The organism is Paraburkholderia youngii (assembly GCF_013366925.1).
GTDB lineage: Bacteria > Pseudomonadota > Gammaproteobacteria > Burkholderiales > Burkholderiaceae > Paraburkholderia > Paraburkholderia youngii.
In genome coordinates this window covers 82,043-101,270 of sequence record NZ_JAALDK010000001.1, presented here as the reverse complement: position 1 = coordinate 101,270, position 19,228 = coordinate 82,043, and the positions used below count along the sequence as shown (strand labels likewise).

Here is a 19,228-nt window from a genome sequence, read left to right as displayed (position 1 = left end):
TGCCGGTTAGTCTGGTCAGACCAGAGCCGGCGCGCCGCCGTCAGACTGCCGGCGCGTGTTCGCCCGCACCCGGCTCGGCGAGCGTGTCGTCGACAGCGGGCACATAGCGCAGCGCCGCGTCGCGATTCAGCACGCGGTGCGCGCGCGCCTTGTCGATATCGTTTTCCCACACGGCGACCACCACCGTCGCGACGCAGTTGCCGATCAGGTTGGTCAGCGCGCGGGCGATGCCGACGAACCAGTCGACCGGCAGAATCAGCACGAGACCGAGCACCGGAATCGCGGGAATCGCGGAGAGCGTCGCAGCCAGAATCACGATCGCCGAGCCGGGTATGCCGTGCGCGCCCTTCGACGTCACCAGCGACACCAGCACGACGACGATCAGGTCATGAATAGACAGCGGGGTGTTGGTCGCCTGCGCGATGAACAGCACCGCAAGCGTCAGATAGATCGAGAAGCCGTCGAGGTTGAACGAGTAGCCGGTCGGAATCACGAGACCGACCGTCGAATCCTTGACGCCCATCCATTCGAGCTTGCGCATGATCTGCGGCAGCACGGCGTCGGACGACGCGGTGCCGAGCACGATCGACAGTTCTTCGCGCAGATAGCGGATCAGCTTGAAGATGCTGAAGCCGGCGAGCCGCATCACGGCGCCGAGCACGAGCACGACGAACACCACGCAGCTCGCGTAGAACACCAGCACGAGCATGCCGAGTTGCTTCAGCGACTCGACGCCGTAGGTGCCGGTCGTAAACGCGATCGCGCCGAGCACGCCGAGCGGCGCGAGCTTGATGATGAAGCCCATCACGCGGAAGAACACCTGTGACAGCTCATCGATCAACCCGCTCACGCGTTGCGCGCGCTTGCCGAGCAGCGACAGCGCCGAGCCGAACAGTACCGAGAACACGAGGATCTGCAGGATGTCGCCGGTCGCGAACGCGTTGATCGCCGTGTCGGGGATGATCTTCAGCAGAAAGCCGGCGGTGTCCTTCAGGCTCTTCGCGTGCTCGGTATAGGTCGTGAGCGACGCCGCATCGAGCGAACTCAGGTTCACGTTCATGCCGGCGCCCGGACGCGTCGCGTAAGCGAGCACCGCGCCGATCACGAGCGCGATCGTCGTCATCGCCTCGAAGTAGATCACCGACTTCAAACCGACGCGGCCGACCTTGCGCAGATCGCCCGCATGCGCCATACCGCTCACCACCACGCAGAACACGATCGGCCCGATCACCATCTTGATCAGCTTCAGAAAACCGTCGCCAAGCGGCCGCAAGGACTGCGCGAAATGCGGAAACACGGCACCGAGCACGATGCCGACCACGAGCGCGATCACGACCCGGCCAAATAGCGAATTGAAGAATTTCAACACGGCTTCCTCCTGCGGATGGTTGTCTCGGTCACTTCTGTTCAGACTGGTCCGACCAGAACTGTTATGGCGAATAGTAGGAAGCCGATATAGTCCCGTCAAGGATTGATCGAACAGTGTTTACCCGTTGTTTTTTCGGCGTTTTCGAGTCGGATTCGGGATTTCAGACGGCCGGAAGCGCGCCTTCTTTCTCGTAAGGATTAGAATTGCGGTCAGACCACGCCACCAAGTGAGCTTTTATGAAAAGCGTCCCGCACACCGTCACCGACGCGGCCATCGCGACCATCCGCGAACGCATCGAAGCGGGCGTCTATCCGGTGGGCAGCCTGCTGCCGGCGCAGCGCCAGCTATCCGATGAACTGTCGATCAGCCGCGCGTCACTGCGCGAAGCGCTCTCCACGCTTGAAGCGCTCGGCCTGCTGGTAATCCGGCCGGGCAAGGGCGTGTACGTGGAAAGCGCGCAGGCGAAAGCCGCTCAGGCGTGGCGTTTCGCCGAGCAGTCGTCGCTGCCCGACACGTATCAGATGCGCTACGCGCTCGAAGGCTTCGTTGCGCGCATGGCGGTGCTCGCGGTCACCAACGACGACCTCGCGTGGCTCGAGGAAAACGTCACCGCGATGCAAAGCGCGCTCGCCTGCGAGGAACTCGACGAAGCGGCGCGGCTCGACTACGCGTTCCATATGCGCATCGTAAGCATCGCAGGCAATGCCGCGATCGAGTCGATCCTGCGCAGCAGCGCCGAGATCATGAAGGAAAGCCAGCGCATGCCGTTCTACCGGCGCGAGCGGGTGCTGTCCACCTACACCGAGCATCGCGCGATTCTCGACGCGCTGAAGGCCCGCGATTCGCTCGCGGCCGGCAAGGCGATCGAGACGCACATCGCGAACGCCGCGCAGCGCGCGGGCGTCTATTTCCCGACGCCGTAGCCGTCGCGCCGATACCGCAGACGAAAAAAAGCCGCTCCGAGGAGCGGCTTTCATGCAGCGTGAAACCCGAAACTTACTTCGCGTTCGCGAGCGCCACAGCCGTGTCCAGCATGCGGTTCGAGAAGCCCCACTCGTTGTCGTACCAGCTCGACACCTTCACGAGACGGCCCGACACCTTGGTCAGCGTCGAGTCGAACGTCGACGAAGCCGGGTTGTGGTTGTAGTCGATCGACACGAGCGGTGCGTCGTTGTAACCGAGAACGCCCTTCAGTGCGCCTTCCGACGCTTCCTTCATGATCGCGTTGACTTCCTCGACCGTCGTGTCGCGCGCGGCGATGAACGACAGGTCGACGACCGACACGTTGATGGTCGGGACGCGGATTGCGTAGCCGTCCAGCTTGCCGTTCAGTTCCGGCAGCACGAGGCCGACCGCCGATGCCGCACCGGTCTTGGTCGGGATCTGGCTATGCGTGGCCGAACGCGCGCGGCGCAGGTCTTCGTGGTACACGTCGGTCAGAACCTGGTCGTTCGTGTACGCGTGGATCGTCGTCATCAGGCCGTTCACGAGGCCGATCTTGTCGTTCAGCGGCTTGACCAGCGGCGCGAGGCAGTTGGTCGTGCACGATGCGTTCGAGATGACCGTGTCCGATGCCTTCAGCACGTTGTGGTTCACGCCGTAGACGACGGTCGCGTCGACATCCTTGCCGCCCGGCGCCGAGATGATGACCTTCTTCGCTCCGCCCTTGATGTGCGCGCTGGCCTTTTCCTTGGTCGTGAAAAAGCCCGTGCACTCCATCACGACGTCGACGCCCAGCTCGCCCCACGGCAGTTCGGCCGGGTTGCGGTTCGCCAGCACGCGGATCTTGTCGCCGTTCACGACGAGGTAGTCGCCGTCCACCGACACCTGGCCCGGGAACTTGCCGTGCGCGGTGTCGTACTGCGTCAGGTGGGCGTTGGTCTTCGCATCGCCCAGATCGTTGATGGCGACGATTTCGATATCGTGCTTATTGCCGTTTTCATAGAAGGCGCGCAGGGTATTGCGGCCGATCCGGCCGTAGCCGTTGATTGCGACGCGAATCGTCATGATGTATCTCCTGATGGCTAAAAAATCCGTTTATGTTCGCCTGGTCGGACATCCGGTTCGGTGCGTTGCCCCGCGCAACCACGAGGGGCGCGACGGCAACGCGACGCAACCATCAGCCGAGAGCGGCCTTGACCGTCGCCACCACGTGCTCGACGGTGAAACCGAAATGCTTGAACAGCACACCTGCCGGGGCCGATTCGCCGAACGTGTCAATGCCGACCACGCCGCCTTCCAGACCCACGTACTTGCGCCAGAAATCCGACACGCCCGCTTCGATCGCGACGCGGCGCACGCCGTGCGGCAGCACGCGTTCGCGGTACTCGGCGTCCTGCTTGTCGAACACGGTCGTCGACGGAATCGACACGACGCGTGCGGCGATGCCTTCGCGCGCGAGCGGCTCGACGGCCTTCATCGCCAGTTCGACTTCGGAGCCCGTCGCGATCAGGATGATCTTACGCGCGACGATCTCTTCGTCCCAGTCGCGCAGCACGTAGCCGCCCTTCTCGATGTTGGCGATCTGCGCGTCGGTGCGCTCGTTGAACTGCAGGTTCTGACGGCTGAAGATCAGGCACGACGGACCTTCATGTTCGATCGCATGGGTCCAGGCCACCGCGGTTTCGACCGTATCAGCCGGACGCCATGTTTGTAGATTCGGGATCAGGCGCAGGCTCGCGACGTGTTCGATCGACTGGTGGGTCGGGCCGTCTTCGCCGAGACCGATCGAGTCGTGCGTGAACACGAAGATCGACTGCGACTTCATCAGCGCGGCGACGCGCAGCGCGTTGCGGCTGTAGTCCGAGAACGTCAGGAACGTGCCGCCGAATGCCTTATAGCCGCCATGCAGCGCGACGCCGTTGATCGCGGCGCTCATGCCGAATTCGCGCACACCGTAGTTCACGTAGTTGCCGGCGGCACGGCCTTCGGCGTTCACGCGCACCGGCTTCGCGGCCTTCCAGTTGGTCAGGTTCGAGCCGGTCAGGTCGGCGGAACCGCCGAGCAGTTCGGGCAGCACGGCCGACAGGCCTTCGATGGCCTGCTGCGACGCCTTACGCGTCGCGACGGTCTCGGCGCGTTCGTTCGCGCCGGCGATGATCGCCTTTGCCTTGTCCTTCCAGTCGGCCGGCAGCTGCTTCGCGCTGCGGCGCTTGAACTCCGCCGCTTCCTGCGGATACTTGGCCGCGTAGGCGGCGAACGCCTTGTCCCATTCGGATTCGAGGCGCCCGCCCGCATCCTTCGCATCCCATGCCGCGTAGACTTCCTGCGGAATCACGAACGGCTCCCACTTCCAGCCGATCGCTTCGCGCGTTGCCGCGATTTCCTTGTCGCCGAGCGGCGCGCCGTGCGAGTCGTGCGAGCCCGCCTTGGTCGGCGCGCCTTCACCGATCACGGTCTTGCAGCAGATCAGCGTCGGCTTGTCCGACAGCTTCGCTTGCTTGATCGCCGCGTCGACCGCGTCGACGTCATGGCCGACCACGTTCGGGATCACGTTCCAGCCGTACGCGTCGAAGCGCTTCGGCGTGTCGTCGTGGAACCAGTGCACCACTTCGCCGTCGATCGAGATGCCGTTGTCGTCGTAGAACGCGATCAGCTTGTTCAGCTTCAGCACGCCTGCGAGCGAGCACGCTTCGTGCGAGATACCTTCCATCAGGCAGCCGTCGCCGACGAACACGTACGTGTGGTGGTCGACGATCTTCGCGTCGGGCTTGTTGAATTCGGTGGCGAGCAGCGACTCGGCGAGCGCCATGCCGACCGCATTCGCGAGGCCCTGGCCGAGCGGACCGGTGGTCGTCTCGACGCCCGGCGTGATGCCGTATTCCGGGTGACCCGGCGTCTTCGAATGGAGCTGGCGGAAGTTTTTCAGCTCTTCCATCGGCAGGTCGTAGCCGGTCAGATGCAGCAGCGAGTACAGCAGCATCGAGCCGTGACCGTTCGACAGCACGAAGCGGTCGCGATCGGCCCATTGCGGGTTCTTCGGGTTATGGCGCAGATGACGCGACCACAGGGCAACGCCGATTTCGGCCATGCCCATCGGCATGCCGGGGTGGCCGGAGTTCGCCTTTTGAACGGCGTCCATGGACAACGCGCGGATCGCGTTGGCCATCAGGGAAGTGGGTGCGGGAGACGGGGTCGTCATGTCGAGTCCGGAGACAGAGTCAGAAAGCGGGGCGCGCTTGAGGCCCGGAAGCTCGGCGGCCAGTTCGCTACGGCGCACGATGCGGCGCCAGGAGACGCGAAACGGGCAGAGCAAGCGGACAAGGCTGAAAGCGTCACATTCTAGCAGAAGGTTAACCCCTAGCCGGCCGGAAAGCCGCCCGGCCGCGCGGTTCAACGCACTACGCCCGGCGGCGGCATTCACGATTCGAGCAGCTGATTTGCCCACGCTGCCGATCGAGCCCGCCCGCCGTGAACGCCCCGCTATTGTTCCAGCCTTGTGCCGACGCCGTCTACGGATTTCCTCATGCACGCCTCGATCCGCTCGATGCCCGGATGCCTATCGAGTTCCGCGACGACTCGCCCGATTCACCCGCTCGTCGAACGTCTCGCCGCGCGCGGCATCGATTCGCTGCGTCATGACGAACCGGCCCTGCACGCGGGGCTACTCTCGGCAGCGCGAACGGCGCGCGATAAACTGAGTCCGACGACGAAACCATCCATTTGAAGCGTGGGCACCTGGAGCGAACCAGTTCGAGCGAAGCCGGCATGCCGCGCCCGAGCGAAACCCGCAACAGTCGCACGCTGCCCGACGAAATCCGGAGAACTCCATGACCGCCCCCCGCCCCGCCGGTGTGCCCTGGCTGACCCCCTATCTGACGGTGCGCGATGCGCGCGCGTCCACGGCGTTTTTTTCGGCGGCGTTCGGCTTCGACGTGCGCGACAGCGTGCAAGACGACGGCGTCGTCATGCACGTCGAGATGACCTACCAAGGCCAGTTGATCGTGATGTTCGCACCCGAAGGCGCGTTCGGCTCGACCGCGAAGACGCCGAAAAGCGCGGGCACGATTGCGCCGCAATCGTTCTATGTCTATGTCGAGGACGTCGATGCCGTGTATGCTCGCGCGCTCGCGGCTGGCGCGAAGTCGCTGAGCGAACCGCAGGACCAGTTCTGGGGCGACCGCTTCGCGCAGGTCGAAGATATCGACGGCTATCGCTGGGCGCTCGCCCGCCACCTTTCCTGAATCCGAGAGTCATTCGTCGATGCCCCGTTTTTTTATTGACGCGCTGCTTTACCCCGACGACGTGATCGCATTGCCCGACGACGTCGTCCGCCACGTGGCCGTGCTTCGTCTGCAGCCTGGCGATTCGCTCGTGCTGTTCAACGGCCAGGGCGGCGAATACGGCGCCGAACTCGTCGAGGTCGAGCGCCGTTCGGCTCGCGTGAAAATTGGCGAATTTCGCGCGGTCGAGGTCGAGCCGCCGTATCGGCTGACGCTCGCCCAAGGCATCGCCGGCGGCGACAAGATGGACTGGCTGATCGAGAAGGCGGTCGAACTCGGCGCCTCTGGCTTCGTGCCGCTCGCGACCGCACGCAGCGTCGTGCGGCTGACCGGCGAGCGCGCGCAACGGCGGCAGCAGCACTGGCAAGGTGTGGTGCGGGCGTCGTGCGAACAGTGCGGGCGTAATCGGCTGCCGGACGTCATGCCGGTGTGTGAGATTGGCGCTTGGCTCGATACCCTGTCGCGCGAACCGGCACCCGACGAGTTGCGCCTGCTGCTGTCGCCACGCGCGAGCATCGGTTTCACGGCGCTGCCGGACGCGCCGCCGCCTGGCGGCGTGACGCTGCTGATCGGCCCCGAAGGCGGCCTTTCCGCCGACGAGGAAGCCGCCGCCGTTGAACAGGGCTTTGCCGCGGTGGGCTTGGGACCGCGTGTGCTGCGCACCGAGACCGCAGGGATCGCGGTGCTTGCTGCGCTTGCGGCGCGCTGGGGCGGTTGGTAAGCGGGAGCTATGCGCCAAACACCGCCACGAAAGCAAAGGCCCGCCAATTAGCGGGCCTTTAGCGTCTGTAGCGCGACGTTCGCCGTCACAGCCAATCAACTACGCCTGAACAGGTGAAACATCCTACGAGCCTCAGGCGAACGAGTAAAACACCCGGAACGCGACCTTGCGCTCGGCCCAGAATTCGGCCGCTTCGCGGAACACGTCGAGCAGCGTCTCGCGCCCTTCCTTGTCGAATTTCTGCGCGATCGGCAGGTGTTCGAGCACGATCACGAAGCCGGGCTGCGCGCCGGCCTTGTGCACGAGGTCGGTCAGGCAGTCGTAGAGCGCGTCGTAGTTCTTGCCGAAATGCTTGGGAAACAGGAACGACGTCGCGATCGTCTCGAGCACTTCCTGCTTCGACGCGGCGTTCGCGCAGTATGCATACAGAAAGTGCTGGCCAAGGTGGTTGGCCTCGTCGGCTAGATCCTGCACGCGGAACGCGCGGATCGACTGCACGATGTTCGGCCGCACCGTCCTGAAAAGGCTCATGGGCTCTTCGTTCGATGAAACCACCGTGCCAGCCTCGCTTTGGTTGTCGCGACCCTGCTCGTCGGCGCGCATCTTCATGACGCGTTGGAACAAATTGCCGTCGCCGGCCGCGAAAAGATCCGTCGCGACTCCGGAATCGTGCGCGTAGATGTTGTCGCTCATGCCGTTCATCCCAATGTCATTCAACAATACGGTTAAAACTGGTGTAATGGTCGTCCGAGTAATAACAATTGTCGGTTCGCTGTAGCGGACCTCCGCAGACGATGCGGCGCGCCCCGCGATTGCGCGCGTGAGGCGTGGGGACGGTGTATTCGTGGTAATAGCCGCGCCGATGAGCGGGCAGCACCCGTTCGTAGTTGCCGAATACGATGCCATCCTTCTGATACGGGTAAGGCCCGCCGGTAGCAATGAGGTTCAACGTATCGACCGCTTCGCGCGGCAATTGCGCCAGCGCGATGGTGCCTACCTGCGCTTCCGCCGCAGCTGGCGCCGAGTTGTCTCGCGCCAGCGCCTCGGGCGCCGAACTTGACAACGCGCAGAGCGCGGCAGCACCGATCAGCACGCCTTTCATGCGCAACCAGTTGCGTGCCATGTATCAGGTTTCCCCGCTGTCAGACCACGAGTTTGACGACCATGAAAGTCGTAAGGGTATCGCTAATAGCCTTTGGAATCAACGTTCGACGGCCGGACGACACCCCGCCTCACGGCGCGCAAAGCCGGCCAATCGGGGCTTTGACGACTTTTGACAGAATATTTAGCTCGATCAGGCTAAACTGAGCTCAACCGCGATCGAGCGCAGCGCAAGCGATGCAAGCGGCCGGTGGCCGAGGCGCTCGCTCGCGGTTGTCAAAGCCTGGAACCATTCAGCCGAAAGGCTGTGTCATTGCCATTTTTCGGGGTGGCGATCCCCAGCTTGCCCCGAGGGCGTGCCCATTGCGGGCACGCCTTTTTTTTCAGGGCGCGCCGGTCGGAGAACCGGCGCCGGGCCTGTCGCGGCCCGGTCACGATGCGCGCTTAGCGGGTTGCGCTGACGTCCGCAACCAGCAGCGCCGCCATGTTGACGATCCGGCGTACGGTCGCCGACGGCGTCAGCACGTGCACCGGCTTGGCCGCGCCGAGCAGGATGGGGCCAATCGCGATGTTGTTGCCGGCCGCCGTCTTCAGCAGGTTGTACGCGATATTGGCCGCATCGATGTTCGGCAGCACCAGCAGGTTCGCGTCGCCTTCGAGCGTCGAATCGGGCAGCACTTCGCGGCGCAGATTGGAGTCGAGCGCGACATCGCCGTGCATTTCGCCGTCAATTTGCAGCTCCGGCGCGCGTTCACGCAGGATCTCGAGCGTATCGCGCATCTTCTGTGCGCTCGGCGCGTTGCTCGAACCGAAGTTCGAATGCGACACCAGCGCGACTTTCGGCTCGATACCGAAACGACGCACTTCCTCGGCCGCCATGATCGTGATCTCGGCCAGCTCCTCCGGCGTCGGATCGACATTCACGTGCGTATCGACGAGGAAAATCTGCCGATTCGGCAACACCAGCCCATTCATCGCCGCATACACCTTCGCGCCCGGCTTCTTGCCAATCACCTGGTCGATGAAATGGATATGGCGGTGGGTCGTGCTGACCGTGCCGCAGATCATGCCGTCCGCCTCGCCCTTCCTGACCATCATCGAGCCGATCAGCGTGGTGCGGCGGCGCATCTCGAGCTTGGCCATCTGCGTGGTGATGCCCTTGCGCGACATCATCTTCGCGTATTCCTGCCAGAACTCACGGTAACGTTCGTCATGATCCGTGTTGACGACCGTGTAATCCTGCCCGGCGACGAGCCGCAGGCCATAACGCGCGATCCGCTGTTCGATCACGGCAGGCCGGCCGATCAGGATGGGTTTGGCGAGCTTTTCGTCGACGACGATCTGGATCGCGCGAAGCACACGTTCCTCTTCGCCTTCCGCGAACACGATGCGCTTCTTCTCCGGCTCGACGCTGCGGGCGAGCTGGAAGATCGGCTTCATCGTCGTGCCGCTGTGGTAGACGAATTGCTGCAGATGCTGCGCGTACGCGTCCATATCCTCGATCGGACGCTCGGCGACGCCGCAGTCCATCGCGGCCTTCGCCACCGCGGGCGCGACCTTCACGATCAGACGCGGATCGAACGGCTTCGGAATCAGATACTCCGGTCCGAACGACAGATCCTGGATGCCATACGCGGTCGCGACGATGTCGCTCTGCTCCTGGCGCGCCAGTTCGGCGATCGCGTTGACGGCGGCGATTTCCATTTCGCGCGTGACCGTCGTCGCGCCGGCGTCCAGCGCGCCGCGGAACAGGAACGGGAACACCAGCACGTTGTTGACCTGGTTCGGGTAGTCGGTGCGGCCCGTGCACAGCACCGCGTCCGGACGCACTTCGAGCGCGAGTTCCGGCAGGATTTCCGGCGTCGGGTTCGCGAGCGCGAGGATCAGCGGCTTGGCGGCCATCTTCTTGACCATGTCCTGCTTGAGCACGCCGCCAGCCGACAGCCCGAGGAACACGTCCGCGCCGTCGATCACCTCGGCGAGCGCGCGCGCGCTGGTTTCACGCGCGAAACGCTCCTTGTCCGGGTCCATCAGTTCGGTACGGCCCTTGTAGACGACCCCCGCGAGGTCGGTCACGGTGATGTTTTCGAGCGGCAGGCCGAGGTCGACCAGCAGGTCCAGACAGGCGAGCGCCGCCGCGCCCGCGCCCGAGGAAACCAGCTTGACTTCCTTGATGTCCTTGCCAACGACCTTCAGACCGTTGGTGACTGCCGCCGCGACGACGATCGCGGTGCCGTGCTGGTCGTCATGGAAGACCGGAATCTTCATGCGCTTGCGGCATTCGCGTTCGACGATGAAGCAGTCCGGCGCCTTGATGTCTTCGAGGTTGATGCCGCCGAAGGTCGGTTCGAGCGCGGCGATCACGTCGACCAGCTTGTGCGGATCGGTCTCGTTGATCTCGATATCGAACACGTCGATGCCGGCGAACTTCTTGAACAGGACGGCCTTGCCTTCCATGACCGGCTTGGACGCGAGCGGGCCGATGTTGCCGAGACCCAGCACCGCGGTACCGTTCGTGACGACGCCGACGAGGTTGCTGCGCGCGGTGAAGCGCGCGGCGTTCAGCGGGCTCTCGACGATTTCCTCGCACGCAAATGCGACGCCAGGCGAATACGCCAGCGCGAGGTCGCGCTGGTTGATCATCTGCTTGGTCGGGGCGATCGCGATTTTGCCGGGAGTCGGAAACTCGTGGTAATCGAGGGCTGCTTCGCGGAGTTTGGTATTGACGGGATTCGACATAAGGCGGGCTTCGGAGTGCAGATTAGAATAGACGTTCGACGGCATTGTAGCCCCAATTGCCTACGCAATTCCTTCAATACGGGTACAACTGCCGCGACTGAAACAGCGTGAAAGCGCGTTGCCCGTCGCACGGGGTGGTCCGGTGCTTGCGAAGGGGGCATTACGCTCGAACCTGGTCACCTACGCTATTTCTACGATCCTTCTCCGCTCATCGTCCGCCATCATGCTTTCCGAGTTTTCGCTGATCGACCGCTTCTTCGCCCGCCGCGCCGCCCACGCGCGGCCCTCTGCTACCGAAGACGGCACGCTCGGCATCGGCGACGACTGCGCGTTGCTGGCCCCGCCTGCCGGCGAAATGCTCGCGATATCGACGGACATGCTGGTCGAAGGCCGTCACTTCTTCGCCGATATCGATCCCGAAGCGCTCGGTCACAAGGCGCTCGCGGTCAACCTGTCGGACCTCGCCGCGATGGGCGCGCAGCCGCAGGCGTTCACGCTCGCCTTCTCGCTGCCGCAAGCCGACGAAGCCTGGCTATCGGGGTTCAGCGAAGGCCTGTTCGCGCTGGCCGAGCGCTACGGTTGCGAGCTGATCGGCGGCGATACGACGGGCGGACCGCTCAATCTGTGCATCACGGTGTTCGGCAGCGTGCCGCCGCAAACGGCATTGCGCCGCGATGCCGCGCAACCCGGCGACGACATCTGGATTTCCGGCACGCTCGGCGACGCGCGCGCCGGCCTCGGCGTGCAGCGCGGCGAATGGGCCGCCGATCCGAACGACGCCGCGGCGTTCCGCCAGGCACTCGAACGCCCCGAGCCGCGCATCGCGCTCGGCCTCGCGCTGCGCGGCGTCGCACACGCGGCGCTCGACCTGTCGGACGGACTCGCCGGCGATCTGCTGCATATCCTCGAGCGCTCGTCGGTAAGTGCGAGCGTCGACGTCGACGCGGTGCCGCGCTCGGCCGCGCTGCGCCGCCTGCCGCCCGAGGTCCAGCAGCGCTGCACGCTCGCCGGCGGCGACGATTACGAGCTGTGCTTCACCGCGCCCGGCGCCGCGCGCGCCGCGGTCGAGGCCGCCGCGCACAAGGCCACTGTGCCGGTCACTCGCATCGGTACAATAAGCGCACTGGAGGCGGCCACCGACCGCCCGGCCATCGCGTGGCGCAACGCCACCGGCGTGCCGCTCACTTTGACCTTGCAAGGTTTCGATCACTTTCATGCAGAATGACCCCCCGCTCGGCCCCGCCGACGACTTCCTCGGCAGCGAGCCGCCGCAAGTACCAGGACCGCGCGCGCCGAAGCCCGCTAAGCCACGCCGCGCGACCGCGCGCTTCATGCTGTCGCACCCAGTCCACATCCTGTCGCTCGGCTTCGGCAGCGGGCTGTCGCCCGTCGCGCCGGGCACGATCGGCACCCTGTTCGGTTGGGCGTCCTTCGTGGTACTGAGCCGCTATCTGACCGTTATCGAATGGGGCGTGCTGATCGGCGTCGGCTTTCTCGCCGGCATCGCGCTGTGTGGCTTTACGGCGAAGCGGCTTGGCGTCGAGGATCCGTCGGCGGTCGTGTGGGACGAAATCGTCGCGTTCTGGCTCGTGCTGCTGATGGTCACGCCTGCCACGCTCGCCGCTCAGATGTGGGCGTTCGTGATCTTCCGCTTCTTCGACATGGTGAAGCCGCCACCGATCGGCTACTTCGACCGCCGGCTGAAAGGCGGCTTTGGCATCATGTTCGATGACCTGATCGCCGCGTTCTTCACGTTACTCGTGATTGCGCTGTGGCGAATGTCGGTTTGAGCGCTGCCCGACCGCGATCTGAGTACCGTTCGACTCTTTCGGTCGCCACCCGGCCCCTGCCGTTCGCCGCGCCTCACGGCCGGCTTCGTTTTCCGGATTGACTGACGCCATGCCTACCGATTCCGTCGTTCACCAGCTTGCGATCCGCGTGAGCAACCGTCTGCGCGACGAGCGCCTGATGCTCGTGACCGCCGAGTCTTGCACAGGCGGCATGGTCGCGACCGCGATCACCGACATCTCCGGCAGCAGTGGCTGGTTCGAACGCGGCTTCGTCACGTATTCGAACCAGGCGAAGAGTGAAATGATCGGCGTGCCGGCCGACCTGATCGAAAAGCACGGCGCGGTCAGCGAACCGGTCGCGCGAGCGATGGCCGAAGGCGCGCTGCGCAACAGCCGCGCGCAAGTGTCGCTGTCGATAACCGGCGTCGCTGGGCCCGGTGGCGGCACCGAAACCAAGCCGGTCGGCATGGTGTCGTTCGGCTGGACCAACCGGCTGCATACGTCGGTGGAAACGAAGATTTTCAAGGGCGATCGCGAGCAGATCCGCGTGCAGGCGGCAGCGCACGCGCTGCGCGGTCTGCTGGCGCTACTCGACGAACGCGAGCATTGAGCGGCGCCTGACTATTACTGGAGAGGCGGACAATGCCGGATTCGCGCACCATCGCTGATGACCTGATCCGTCGCTTCGACCTGAAGCCACATCCTGAAGGCGGCTTTTTCGCGGAGACTTATCGCTCGGCCGCGCGCGTGCTGCGCGCCGGCGAAGCGAGCGAGACTGAGAACACCCGTGCGGCGTCGACCGCGATCTATTACATGCTGTGCGATCGCGCGCATTCGGCGTGGCATCGGATCCGATCCGACGAGGTCTGGCATTTCTACGCCGGCGAGCCGCTGCTGGTTCACGTGCTCGATGAAAGCGATGCCGGCGGTGCGCTCGTTACGCACCGGCTCGGCAATCCGCTCACGCATCCCGACACGGTGTATCAGGCCGTCGTGCCGGCCGGCATGTGGTTCGCGGCTGAGTGCGCCGATCCGGCGTCGTTCGCGCTGGTCGGCTGCACGGTCGCGCCGGGTTTCGAATTCAGCGAGTTCGAACTCGCGGAGGTCGATGCGCTGAAGGCGCGGCATCCGCGCCATGCGGAGTTGATCGGGCGGCTCGGACCGGCGCGCTGACGCGCCGCACGGCCCGGCGCGGGACCGTCCGCCGAATCAACGAAACGCGTTGATCCGGTCGCGGGTGTCCTTCGCGGCCTGCGCGGCCGCTTGCGCGAAGTCGTCGCCCTTGCCCGCGTAGATGATCGCGCGCGAAGAGTTGATCAGCATGCCGGTGCCGTTCGCGGTGCGTCCGGCGCTCACGGTGGCCTGCACGTCGCCGCCTTGCGCGCCGATGCCCGGAATCAGCAGCGGCATGTCGCCGACGATCCCGCGCACCACTTCGATTTCCTTCGGAAACGTCGCGCCGACCACGAGCCCCAGCTGGCCGCTCGCATTCCACTTCTGCGCGGCCAGTTGAGCGACGACCTGGTACAGCGGCCGGCCGCCCGTCTCGAGAAACTGCAAGTCCGAGCCGCCCGCGTTCGACGTGCGGCACAACACGATCACGCCCTTGCCCGCGTGCTCGAGATACGGTTCGATCGAATCGAAACCCATGTACGGATTGACCGTCACCGCGTCCGCCTGGTAGCGCTCGAACGCCTCGCGCGCGTACTGCTCGGCGGTGCTGCCAATATCGCCGCGCTTGGCGTCGAGAATCACCGGCAGGCCCGGATGGTTCGCGTGAATGTGGGCGATCAGCTGCTCGAGCTGGTCTTCCGCGCGATGCGCGGCGAAGTAGGCGATCTGCGGCTTGAACGACGACGCGTACGGCGCGGTTGCATCGACGATCGTGCGGCAGAACTCGAAGATCGCATCGGCGCGGCCCGCGAGCGCGCCCGGAAATTTGCTGGGCTCGGGATCGAGCCCAACGCACAGCAGCGAGTTCGTGCGCTGCCAGGCGTCGTTGAGTGTCTGGATGAAGTTGGACATGGTGAGTCTCGCGGCGAGCCTGTATTCGGGGGAGGCGCGTATTTTACCCGTCCCACGATCGCCATCCGTCGATGGCGGTCACCGCGCGGCCCGCACCTCATTGGCGGTAGCAGCGCCAGCCGCCCTTCCGGCGGCCCGGCGGCTGCGGCGACAACTACTGCCTGCGCCGCGCGCCACGCCCGCCCGGCATCGAGCGCAGCCCAGTCCGCTCGACGGTGAAGCGGAAAGTGCGCGTCAACCGCTCGCCGCGCTTGAGCAGCGTCATGCCGTTTTCGCTCGCGCCGCCGGCCAGGTTCATCGCATTGATCGGATGATCGACCGGCTCGAAGCAGAAGAAGTCTTCGCCGGGCGGCGTGTACAGCACGTAGTAGTCGGTATCGGCGGCGATGTTCAGCGACAGCCGGCGCTTCGGCCACACCACCGCCGCCTGGCCGCTCCAGCCGGTGAACGCGTGATTGACGATCGTCTCCGGCAGCGGATACGCGACGCCGAACTGCCACGCGGGCGGCGCCGGCACGTGGCGCACCGGCAGCCAGTCGTCGCCCGACAGCCACAGGCCGCCAGCCGCCGCCGATAGCTCGGTGTCCGCGTCGCGCACAAAGAATGGATGCACGCCGAGCCCGAACGGCAGCGTCTCACGGCCGGCGTTTTCGATTTCGAGCGCGATGACGAGCGTCGGGCCGTCGAGCGTGTAGGTTTGCGTCGCGCGGAACGCGTACGGCTTGCCTTCGCTGCGCTCGAGCGCGAGGCGCACGTGCTCGCGGCCCGCGTCGAGCACCTCCCATTGCGCGAGCCAGCCGTCGCCGTGAATCGGCAGGGGTTCCTCGGCGCGGTTGCGCGGCACCTCGACGCGCCGCCCGCCCACGCTGAAATGACCGCCGCCGATGCGGTTCGAGTACGGCAACAGCGGATAGCAGGCAAGCTGGTTCGGTTCCGTATCGACGCCGACTTGACTGCAGCGCCGGAAGATCGGCGTCAGTGCGCCGTCGTCGCGCCAGTCGAAGCGGGTCACGCCGCCGCCGAGCGTCGGTGCGACATCGAGACGCAATTGCGAGTTGGCGAGCGTGATGCACGCGACATCGCCGGCACTGCCTTCGCCGAGCGCCACCGCCGACGTGCTCGGGCCCGCCAGCACGGGATTGGCCGCTGCGGCAAGTCGCGAGCGTCGCGTTTGAGAGGTTGGGGATGAGGCTGAAACGAGATTCGCAACAGTCATATCTGGCTCCATCGAGAGGCGTGGGACGTTGCCGTCAGGGTCGACGGGAGTTGCGGGCGATTTTTTATGACCAATTCGCCTCGAGTCCGAACTGCATGCTGCCGATTCGTTGCCGGCCGGTCGCGGGCGTATCGCTCGCGGACCGAAACTGCCACATCGACTTCTGCTTCACCTTCAGGATCGCGGCCCCGGCGCGCGGCCGGGGCTGCGTCATTCTGCGCTAGATAGGCGCGCCCTGGAACAGCGGTTCCGCAACACCACGCCGTGAAAGCGTCGCGACGAACAGGTCGCCCGCGAGCGTATCGGCCGCGCGCGCCGTTGCATCGAGTTCGGCGTAGGCGCTCGTGATGTACAGCGTGTCGAGCGCCGTCTCGCCCCGGGCGCTGCCCGGGGCCTCGCCGAGCGCGGCACCGCCGATCGCGACGCAACTAGGCTGCGTGGTCGGCACGTCGATGCGCTCGGTTTCCACACCGTCGGGACCGTAGCGCACCACGCGCGCGCCGCCCCACTGCGCGTTCCACAGGCCGCCGTCGCTGTCGACGGTCGAGCCGTCGGGGATGCCGTTCGCATCGGTTAGACGCGTGAACAGGCGATCGTTCGCGATGCTGCCATCGGCGCGATAGTCGCACGCGCGGATTTCACGCGTCGGCGAATCGCAGTAGTACATCGTCGCGCCGTCGGGACTGAATGCGATGCTGTTCGAAATTGCCGGCGCTGGCAACGGTAAGCGTTCGAGCGATAGATCGTGATTCAACCGATAGAAGCCGGCGACCGTCTGCCGTTGCCCGCTTTCGTCCTTGGTGCCGAACACGAAGCGCCCTTGCCGATCGCAGCGCCCATCGTTCACGCGCGTGTTCATGCCGGGCTCGACGTCGACGATGTGCTGCGTGCTGCCCTTCTCCAGATCGAAAAACGCGAGATGCGATGCGAGCCCGAGCAGCACGTAGCGCGGGTTTTCGCACAGCGCGAAGGTGGCGAGCCGCTCGGGCATGTCGAACGAATCGCTGCGGCCGTCGGCCGGATCGTAGCGCCACAGCCGCGCGCCTTCGATGTCGGTCCAGTAGAAACGGCCGCTGCGGGCGCACCAGGTCGCGCCTTCGCCGAGTTCGCACTGCGCGTCGAGCAGCAGCGTGGCCCGTTGCACGCGCGGGCTGCCGCTCACGCCCAGCCTCCGTCGACGACGATGTCCTGCGCGGTGATCATGCGGCTGTCGTCGGCGGCGAGGAATAGCGCCATGCGCGCGAGGTCGGCCGGCATCAGCTCGGCGTCGATGCATTGGCCTTCCTTGATCTGCCGGCGGCCGTTGTCGTCGAGCCACAGGCGCAGCTGCTTCTCGGTCATCACCCAGCCCGGCACCAGCGTGTTGACGCGGATATTGAAGTGGCCGAGGTCGCGCGCGAGCCCGCGCGTGAGCCCCTGCACCGCCGACTTCGACATCACGTACACCGGATAGCCGCCGTTCTTCAGCATCCAGCTGATCGAGCCGAGGTTGATGATCGAGCCGCTACGCGCGGCCTTCATGTCTTCCATCACGGCCTGCGCCGCGAAGAACTGGTGGCGGATGTTCACGGCGATGCCGGCGTCGAACGACTCGCGCGTCACGTCGGCGATCTGATGGCGCTTGTCGTTCGCCGCATTGTTGATCAGCACCTGGATCGGACCCAGCGCCGCCTTCACGTCGGCGATCGCTTTTTGCAGCGCGTCGACATCGGTCAGATCGCACGGGAGAAAGAGCGGCTTGTGCTTCGAATCGCCGAGCTGGTCGGCGAGGGCTTCGCCGGCGCTCGCATCGATATCGAAGAAAGCGACGCGCGAGCCCTGCGCCGCGAAGTGCTCGACGAACGATGCGCCGATGCCGGTCGCGCCGCCCGTGATCAGCACCGTACGGTCGGCGAGGCTCGGATAGCGCGCGTACGCGGTGTCAGAGAGGCTGGCGTTTGCATTGGCCGGAGACGACATCGTTCGATTCCTTTATGAGCTTGGGATGAGGTGAAAGCGACTCAGTCGCGCGAGCCGCGGTTCTTCAACTGGTCGAGCAACACGGCCGCGAGCAGGATCGCGCCGCGCACCAGGTACTGGTAGAACGCGTCGATGTTCAAGAGGTTCATCACGTTCTCGACCGTGCCCATGATCAGCACGCCGATCACGACACCGGAGATCGTCGCGCGGCCGCCCAGCAGCGACACGCCGCCGAGCACGCACGCGGAGATCACGTTCAGCTCGAAGCCTTCGGCGGCGTTCGGCTGACCCGACGTGATACGCGACGCGAGAATCACGCCGGCGAGCGCGGTGACGGCGCCCTGGATCAGGAAGATGTAGACGCGAGTGCGCTCCACGTTGATACCGGCCAGGCGCGACGCTTCCGGATTACCGCCGATCGCGAGCGTATTGCGGCCGTACACGGTCTGGTTCAGCATCACGCCGAACACGATGAAGCAGATCAGGGTGACCCAGATCGGCAGCGACACGCCGAAGAACGTCAGGCCGCCCAATGCGATGAAGGTATCCGACGATACGCCGACCGCCTGACCATGCGACACGATGAAACCGAGGCCGCGGACGATTTCCATCGTCGCGAGCGTCGTGATCAGCGCATTGATGCGCAGATAAGCGATCACCGCGCCGTTGACGAAGCCGATCACCGCGCCCGCCGCGACCGCCGCGATGATCGCGATGACCGTGCTGTCGGTCGCGTTGAGCACCATCGCGCACAGCACGCCGGCGAACGCGACGGTCGAGCCGACCGACAGGTCGAAGTCGCGCGACGCGAGACAGAACATCATCGTGCACGCGACCATGCCGATCTGCGAGATCGACAGCGCGAGGCCGAGCATGTTCTCGATCGAGAAGAAATGATCGACGGTCAGCGACATCGTGACGAACATCACGATGAAGATCACGATCAGGCTGTACTCGGTGATCTGCTGCCACCACTTGGCCTTGTCGGTAGGCTGCGGAATCAGCGCGTCGGCCGCGCTCTTGGCGGCCTGCTGCGCGAGGTTTTCTCTGGCTTGCATGTTCAATACTCCTCCCCGTCCCCACGGG

General features: G+C 65.1%; 18 protein-coding genes. 7 read left to right on the top strand and 11 right to left on the bottom strand.

Features of this window, described 5'->3' with window-relative positions; genetic code table 11:
• Nucleotides 1–40: 40 nt before the first annotated feature.
• Nucleotides 41–1,369, bottom strand: a complete 1,329-nt coding sequence (locus G5S42_RS00465) for a C4-dicarboxylate transporter DctA (protein WP_176105053.1) — start codon at nt 1,367–1,369, stop codon at nt 41–43.
• Nucleotides 1,370–1,605: 236 nt separating this feature from the next.
• On the opposite strand from G5S42_RS00465, the gene G5S42_RS00460 reads away from it, so the two are divergent.
• Complete coding sequence (locus tag G5S42_RS00460) at nt 1,606–2,292, top strand: FadR/GntR family transcriptional regulator (protein ID WP_176105052.1); 687 nt, start codon at nt 1,606–1,608, stop codon at nt 2,290–2,292.
• 73 nt (nt 2,293–2,365) lie between these two features.
• Here the strand turns inward: G5S42_RS00460 and gap are convergent, their stop codons facing one another.
• Both gap and tkt read right to left on the bottom strand, forming a co-directional pair.
• On the bottom strand, nt 2,366–3,376 hold the full coding sequence (gene gap / locus G5S42_RS00455) for a type I glyceraldehyde-3-phosphate dehydrogenase (RefSeq protein ID WP_176105051.1): 1,011 nt from the start codon (nt 3,374–3,376) through the stop codon (nt 2,366–2,368).
• Nucleotides 3,377–3,488: 112 nt separating this feature from the next.
• A complete protein-coding gene (tkt, locus tag G5S42_RS00450) occupies nt 3,489–5,510 on the bottom strand; it encodes a transketolase (RefSeq protein WP_176105049.1) in 2,022 nt (673 codons plus the stop codon).
• 628 nt (nt 5,511–6,138) lie between these two features.
• Between tkt and G5S42_RS00445 the strand changes: the two genes are divergently transcribed.
• Both G5S42_RS00445 and G5S42_RS00440 read left to right on the top strand, forming a co-directional pair.
• Nucleotides 6,139–6,552 (top strand): VOC family protein, encoded by a 414-nt coding sequence (locus tag G5S42_RS00445; protein WP_008923880.1) that lies wholly within the window; start codon nt 6,139–6,141, stop codon nt 6,550–6,552.
• Nucleotides 6,553–6,571: 19 nt separating this feature from the next.
• Nucleotides 6,572–7,312 (top strand): 16S rRNA (uracil(1498)-N(3))-methyltransferase, encoded by a 741-nt coding sequence (locus tag G5S42_RS00440; protein ID WP_176105048.1) that lies wholly within the window; start codon nt 6,572–6,574, stop codon nt 7,310–7,312.
• 132 nt (nt 7,313–7,444) lie between these two features.
• Here G5S42_RS00440 and G5S42_RS00435 read toward each other — a convergent pair whose 3' ends face one another.
• From G5S42_RS00435 to G5S42_RS00425, 3 genes are all read right to left on the bottom strand, one after another.
• Nucleotides 7,445–8,005: a barstar family protein gene (locus tag G5S42_RS00435; protein ID WP_013090542.1), complete on the bottom strand. Its 561-nt coding sequence runs from the start codon at nt 8,003–8,005 to the stop codon at nt 7,445–7,447.
• A 16-nt stretch (nt 8,006–8,021) separates the two neighbouring features.
• Entirely contained in the window at nt 8,022–8,435 is a 414-nt protein-coding gene (locus G5S42_RS00430) for a ribonuclease (RefSeq protein WP_176105047.1), read from the bottom strand.
• Nucleotides 8,436–8,857: 422 nt separating this feature from the next.
• Nucleotides 8,858–11,197: an NADP-dependent malic enzyme gene (locus G5S42_RS00425; RefSeq protein ID WP_176105045.1), complete on the bottom strand. Its 2,340-nt coding sequence runs from the start codon at nt 11,195–11,197 to the stop codon at nt 8,858–8,860.
• A 178-nt stretch (nt 11,198–11,375) separates the two neighbouring features.
• Between G5S42_RS00425 and thiL the strand changes: the two genes are divergently transcribed.
• The 4 genes from thiL to G5S42_RS00405 all read left to right on the top strand — a co-directional run bounded on the left by thiL (nt 11,376) and on the right by G5S42_RS00405 (nt 14,115).
• Nucleotides 11,376–12,377: a thiamine-phosphate kinase gene (thiL, locus tag G5S42_RS00420; protein ID WP_176105044.1), complete on the top strand. Its 1,002-nt coding sequence runs from the start codon at nt 11,376–11,378 to the stop codon at nt 12,375–12,377.
• Nucleotides 12,367–12,942, top strand: a complete 576-nt coding sequence (locus G5S42_RS00415) for a phosphatidylglycerophosphatase A family protein (RefSeq protein WP_176105043.1) — start codon at nt 12,367–12,369, stop codon at nt 12,940–12,942. Before thiL ends, G5S42_RS00415 begins: the two co-directional genes overlap by 11 nt.
• Nucleotides 12,943–13,051: 109 nt before the next feature.
• Nucleotides 13,052–13,552: a CinA family protein gene (locus tag G5S42_RS00410; protein WP_013090547.1), complete on the top strand. Its 501-nt coding sequence runs from the start codon at nt 13,052–13,054 to the stop codon at nt 13,550–13,552.
• A 32-nt stretch (nt 13,553–13,584) separates the two neighbouring features.
• Complete coding sequence (locus G5S42_RS00405; protein WP_176105042.1) at nt 13,585–14,115, top strand: cupin domain-containing protein; 531 nt, start codon at nt 13,585–13,587, stop codon at nt 14,113–14,115.
• Nucleotides 14,116–14,151: 36 nt separating this feature from the next.
• On the opposite strand, the gene pyrF is transcribed toward G5S42_RS00405, so the two are convergent.
• The 5 genes from pyrF to araH all read right to left on the bottom strand — a co-directional run bounded on the left by pyrF (nt 14,152) and on the right by araH (nt 19,200).
• Nucleotides 14,152–14,967 (bottom strand): orotidine-5'-phosphate decarboxylase, encoded by an 816-nt coding sequence (pyrF, locus tag G5S42_RS00400; protein WP_062124713.1) that lies wholly within the window; start codon nt 14,965–14,967, stop codon nt 14,152–14,154.
• A 154-nt stretch (nt 14,968–15,121) separates the two neighbouring features.
• The gene (locus tag G5S42_RS00395; RefSeq protein ID WP_176105041.1) at nt 15,122–16,183 is read right to left on the bottom strand and encodes an aldose 1-epimerase; all 1,062 of its coding nucleotides are present in this window, start codon (nt 16,181–16,183) and stop codon (nt 15,122–15,124) included.
• Nucleotides 16,184–16,403: 220 nt separating this feature from the next.
• On the bottom strand, nt 16,404–17,345 hold the full coding sequence (locus G5S42_RS00390) for an SMP-30/gluconolactonase/LRE family protein (RefSeq protein ID WP_176105040.1): 942 nt from the start codon (nt 17,343–17,345) through the stop codon (nt 16,404–16,406).
• On the bottom strand, nt 17,342–18,142 hold the full coding sequence (locus G5S42_RS00385; protein ID WP_176105038.1) for an SDR family NAD(P)-dependent oxidoreductase: 801 nt from the start codon (nt 18,140–18,142) through the stop codon (nt 17,342–17,344). Before G5S42_RS00385 ends, G5S42_RS00390 begins: the two co-directional genes overlap by 4 nt.
• Nucleotides 18,143–18,183: 41 nt before the next feature.
• Nucleotides 18,184–19,200 (bottom strand): L-arabinose ABC transporter permease AraH, encoded by a 1,017-nt coding sequence (gene araH / locus G5S42_RS00380; protein ID WP_176105037.1) that lies wholly within the window; start codon nt 19,198–19,200, stop codon nt 18,184–18,186.
• Nucleotides 19,201–19,228: the final 28 nt, after the last annotated feature.

Excerpts from the sequence above, each read along its gene's own strand:
- tkt (WP_176105049.1), bottom strand. The coding sequence starts at position 5,510 with ATGACGACCCCGTCTCCCGCACCCACTTCCCTGATGGCCAACGCGATC.
- G5S42_RS00405 (WP_176105042.1), top strand. The coding sequence starts at position 13,585 with ATGCCGGATTCGCGCACCATCGCTGATGACCTGATCCGTCGCTTCGAC.
- G5S42_RS00425 (WP_176105045.1), bottom strand. The coding sequence starts at position 11,197 with ATGCCGTCGAACGTCTATTCTAATCTGCACTCCGAAGCCCGCCTTATG.
- G5S42_RS00435 (WP_013090542.1), bottom strand. The coding sequence starts at position 8,005 with ATGAGCGACAACATCTACGCGCACGATTCCGGAGTCGCGACGGATCTT.
- G5S42_RS00395 (WP_176105041.1), bottom strand. The coding sequence starts at position 16,183 with ATGACTGTTGCGAATCTCGTTTCAGCCTCATCCCCAACCTCTCAAACG.
- G5S42_RS00410 (WP_013090547.1), top strand. The coding sequence starts at position 13,052 with ATGCCTACCGATTCCGTCGTTCACCAGCTTGCGATCCGCGTGAGCAAC.
- G5S42_RS00460 (WP_176105052.1), top strand. The coding sequence starts at position 1,606 with ATGAAAAGCGTCCCGCACACCGTCACCGACGCGGCCATCGCGACCATC.
- G5S42_RS00415 (WP_176105043.1), top strand. The coding sequence starts at position 12,367 with ATGCAGAATGACCCCCCGCTCGGCCCCGCCGACGACTTCCTCGGCAGC.
- araH (WP_176105037.1), bottom strand. The coding sequence starts at position 19,200 with ATGCAAGCCAGAGAAAACCTCGCGCAGCAGGCCGCCAAGAGCGCGGCC.
- gap (WP_176105051.1), bottom strand. The coding sequence starts at position 3,376 with ATGACGATTCGCGTCGCAATCAACGGCTACGGCCGGATCGGCCGCAAT.
- thiL (WP_176105044.1), top strand. The coding sequence starts at position 11,376 with ATGCTTTCCGAGTTTTCGCTGATCGACCGCTTCTTCGCCCGCCGCGCC.
- G5S42_RS00440 (WP_176105048.1), top strand. The coding sequence starts at position 6,572 with ATGCCCCGTTTTTTTATTGACGCGCTGCTTTACCCCGACGACGTGATC.
- G5S42_RS00430 (WP_176105047.1), bottom strand. The coding sequence starts at position 8,435 with ATGGCACGCAACTGGTTGCGCATGAAAGGCGTGCTGATCGGTGCTGCC.
- G5S42_RS00445 (WP_008923880.1), top strand. The coding sequence starts at position 6,139 with ATGACCGCCCCCCGCCCCGCCGGTGTGCCCTGGCTGACCCCCTATCTG.
- pyrF (WP_062124713.1), bottom strand. The coding sequence starts at position 14,967 with ATGTCCAACTTCATCCAGACACTCAACGACGCCTGGCAGCGCACGAAC.
- G5S42_RS00385 (WP_176105038.1), bottom strand. The coding sequence starts at position 18,142 with ATGTCGTCTCCGGCCAATGCAAACGCCAGCCTCTCTGACACCGCGTAC.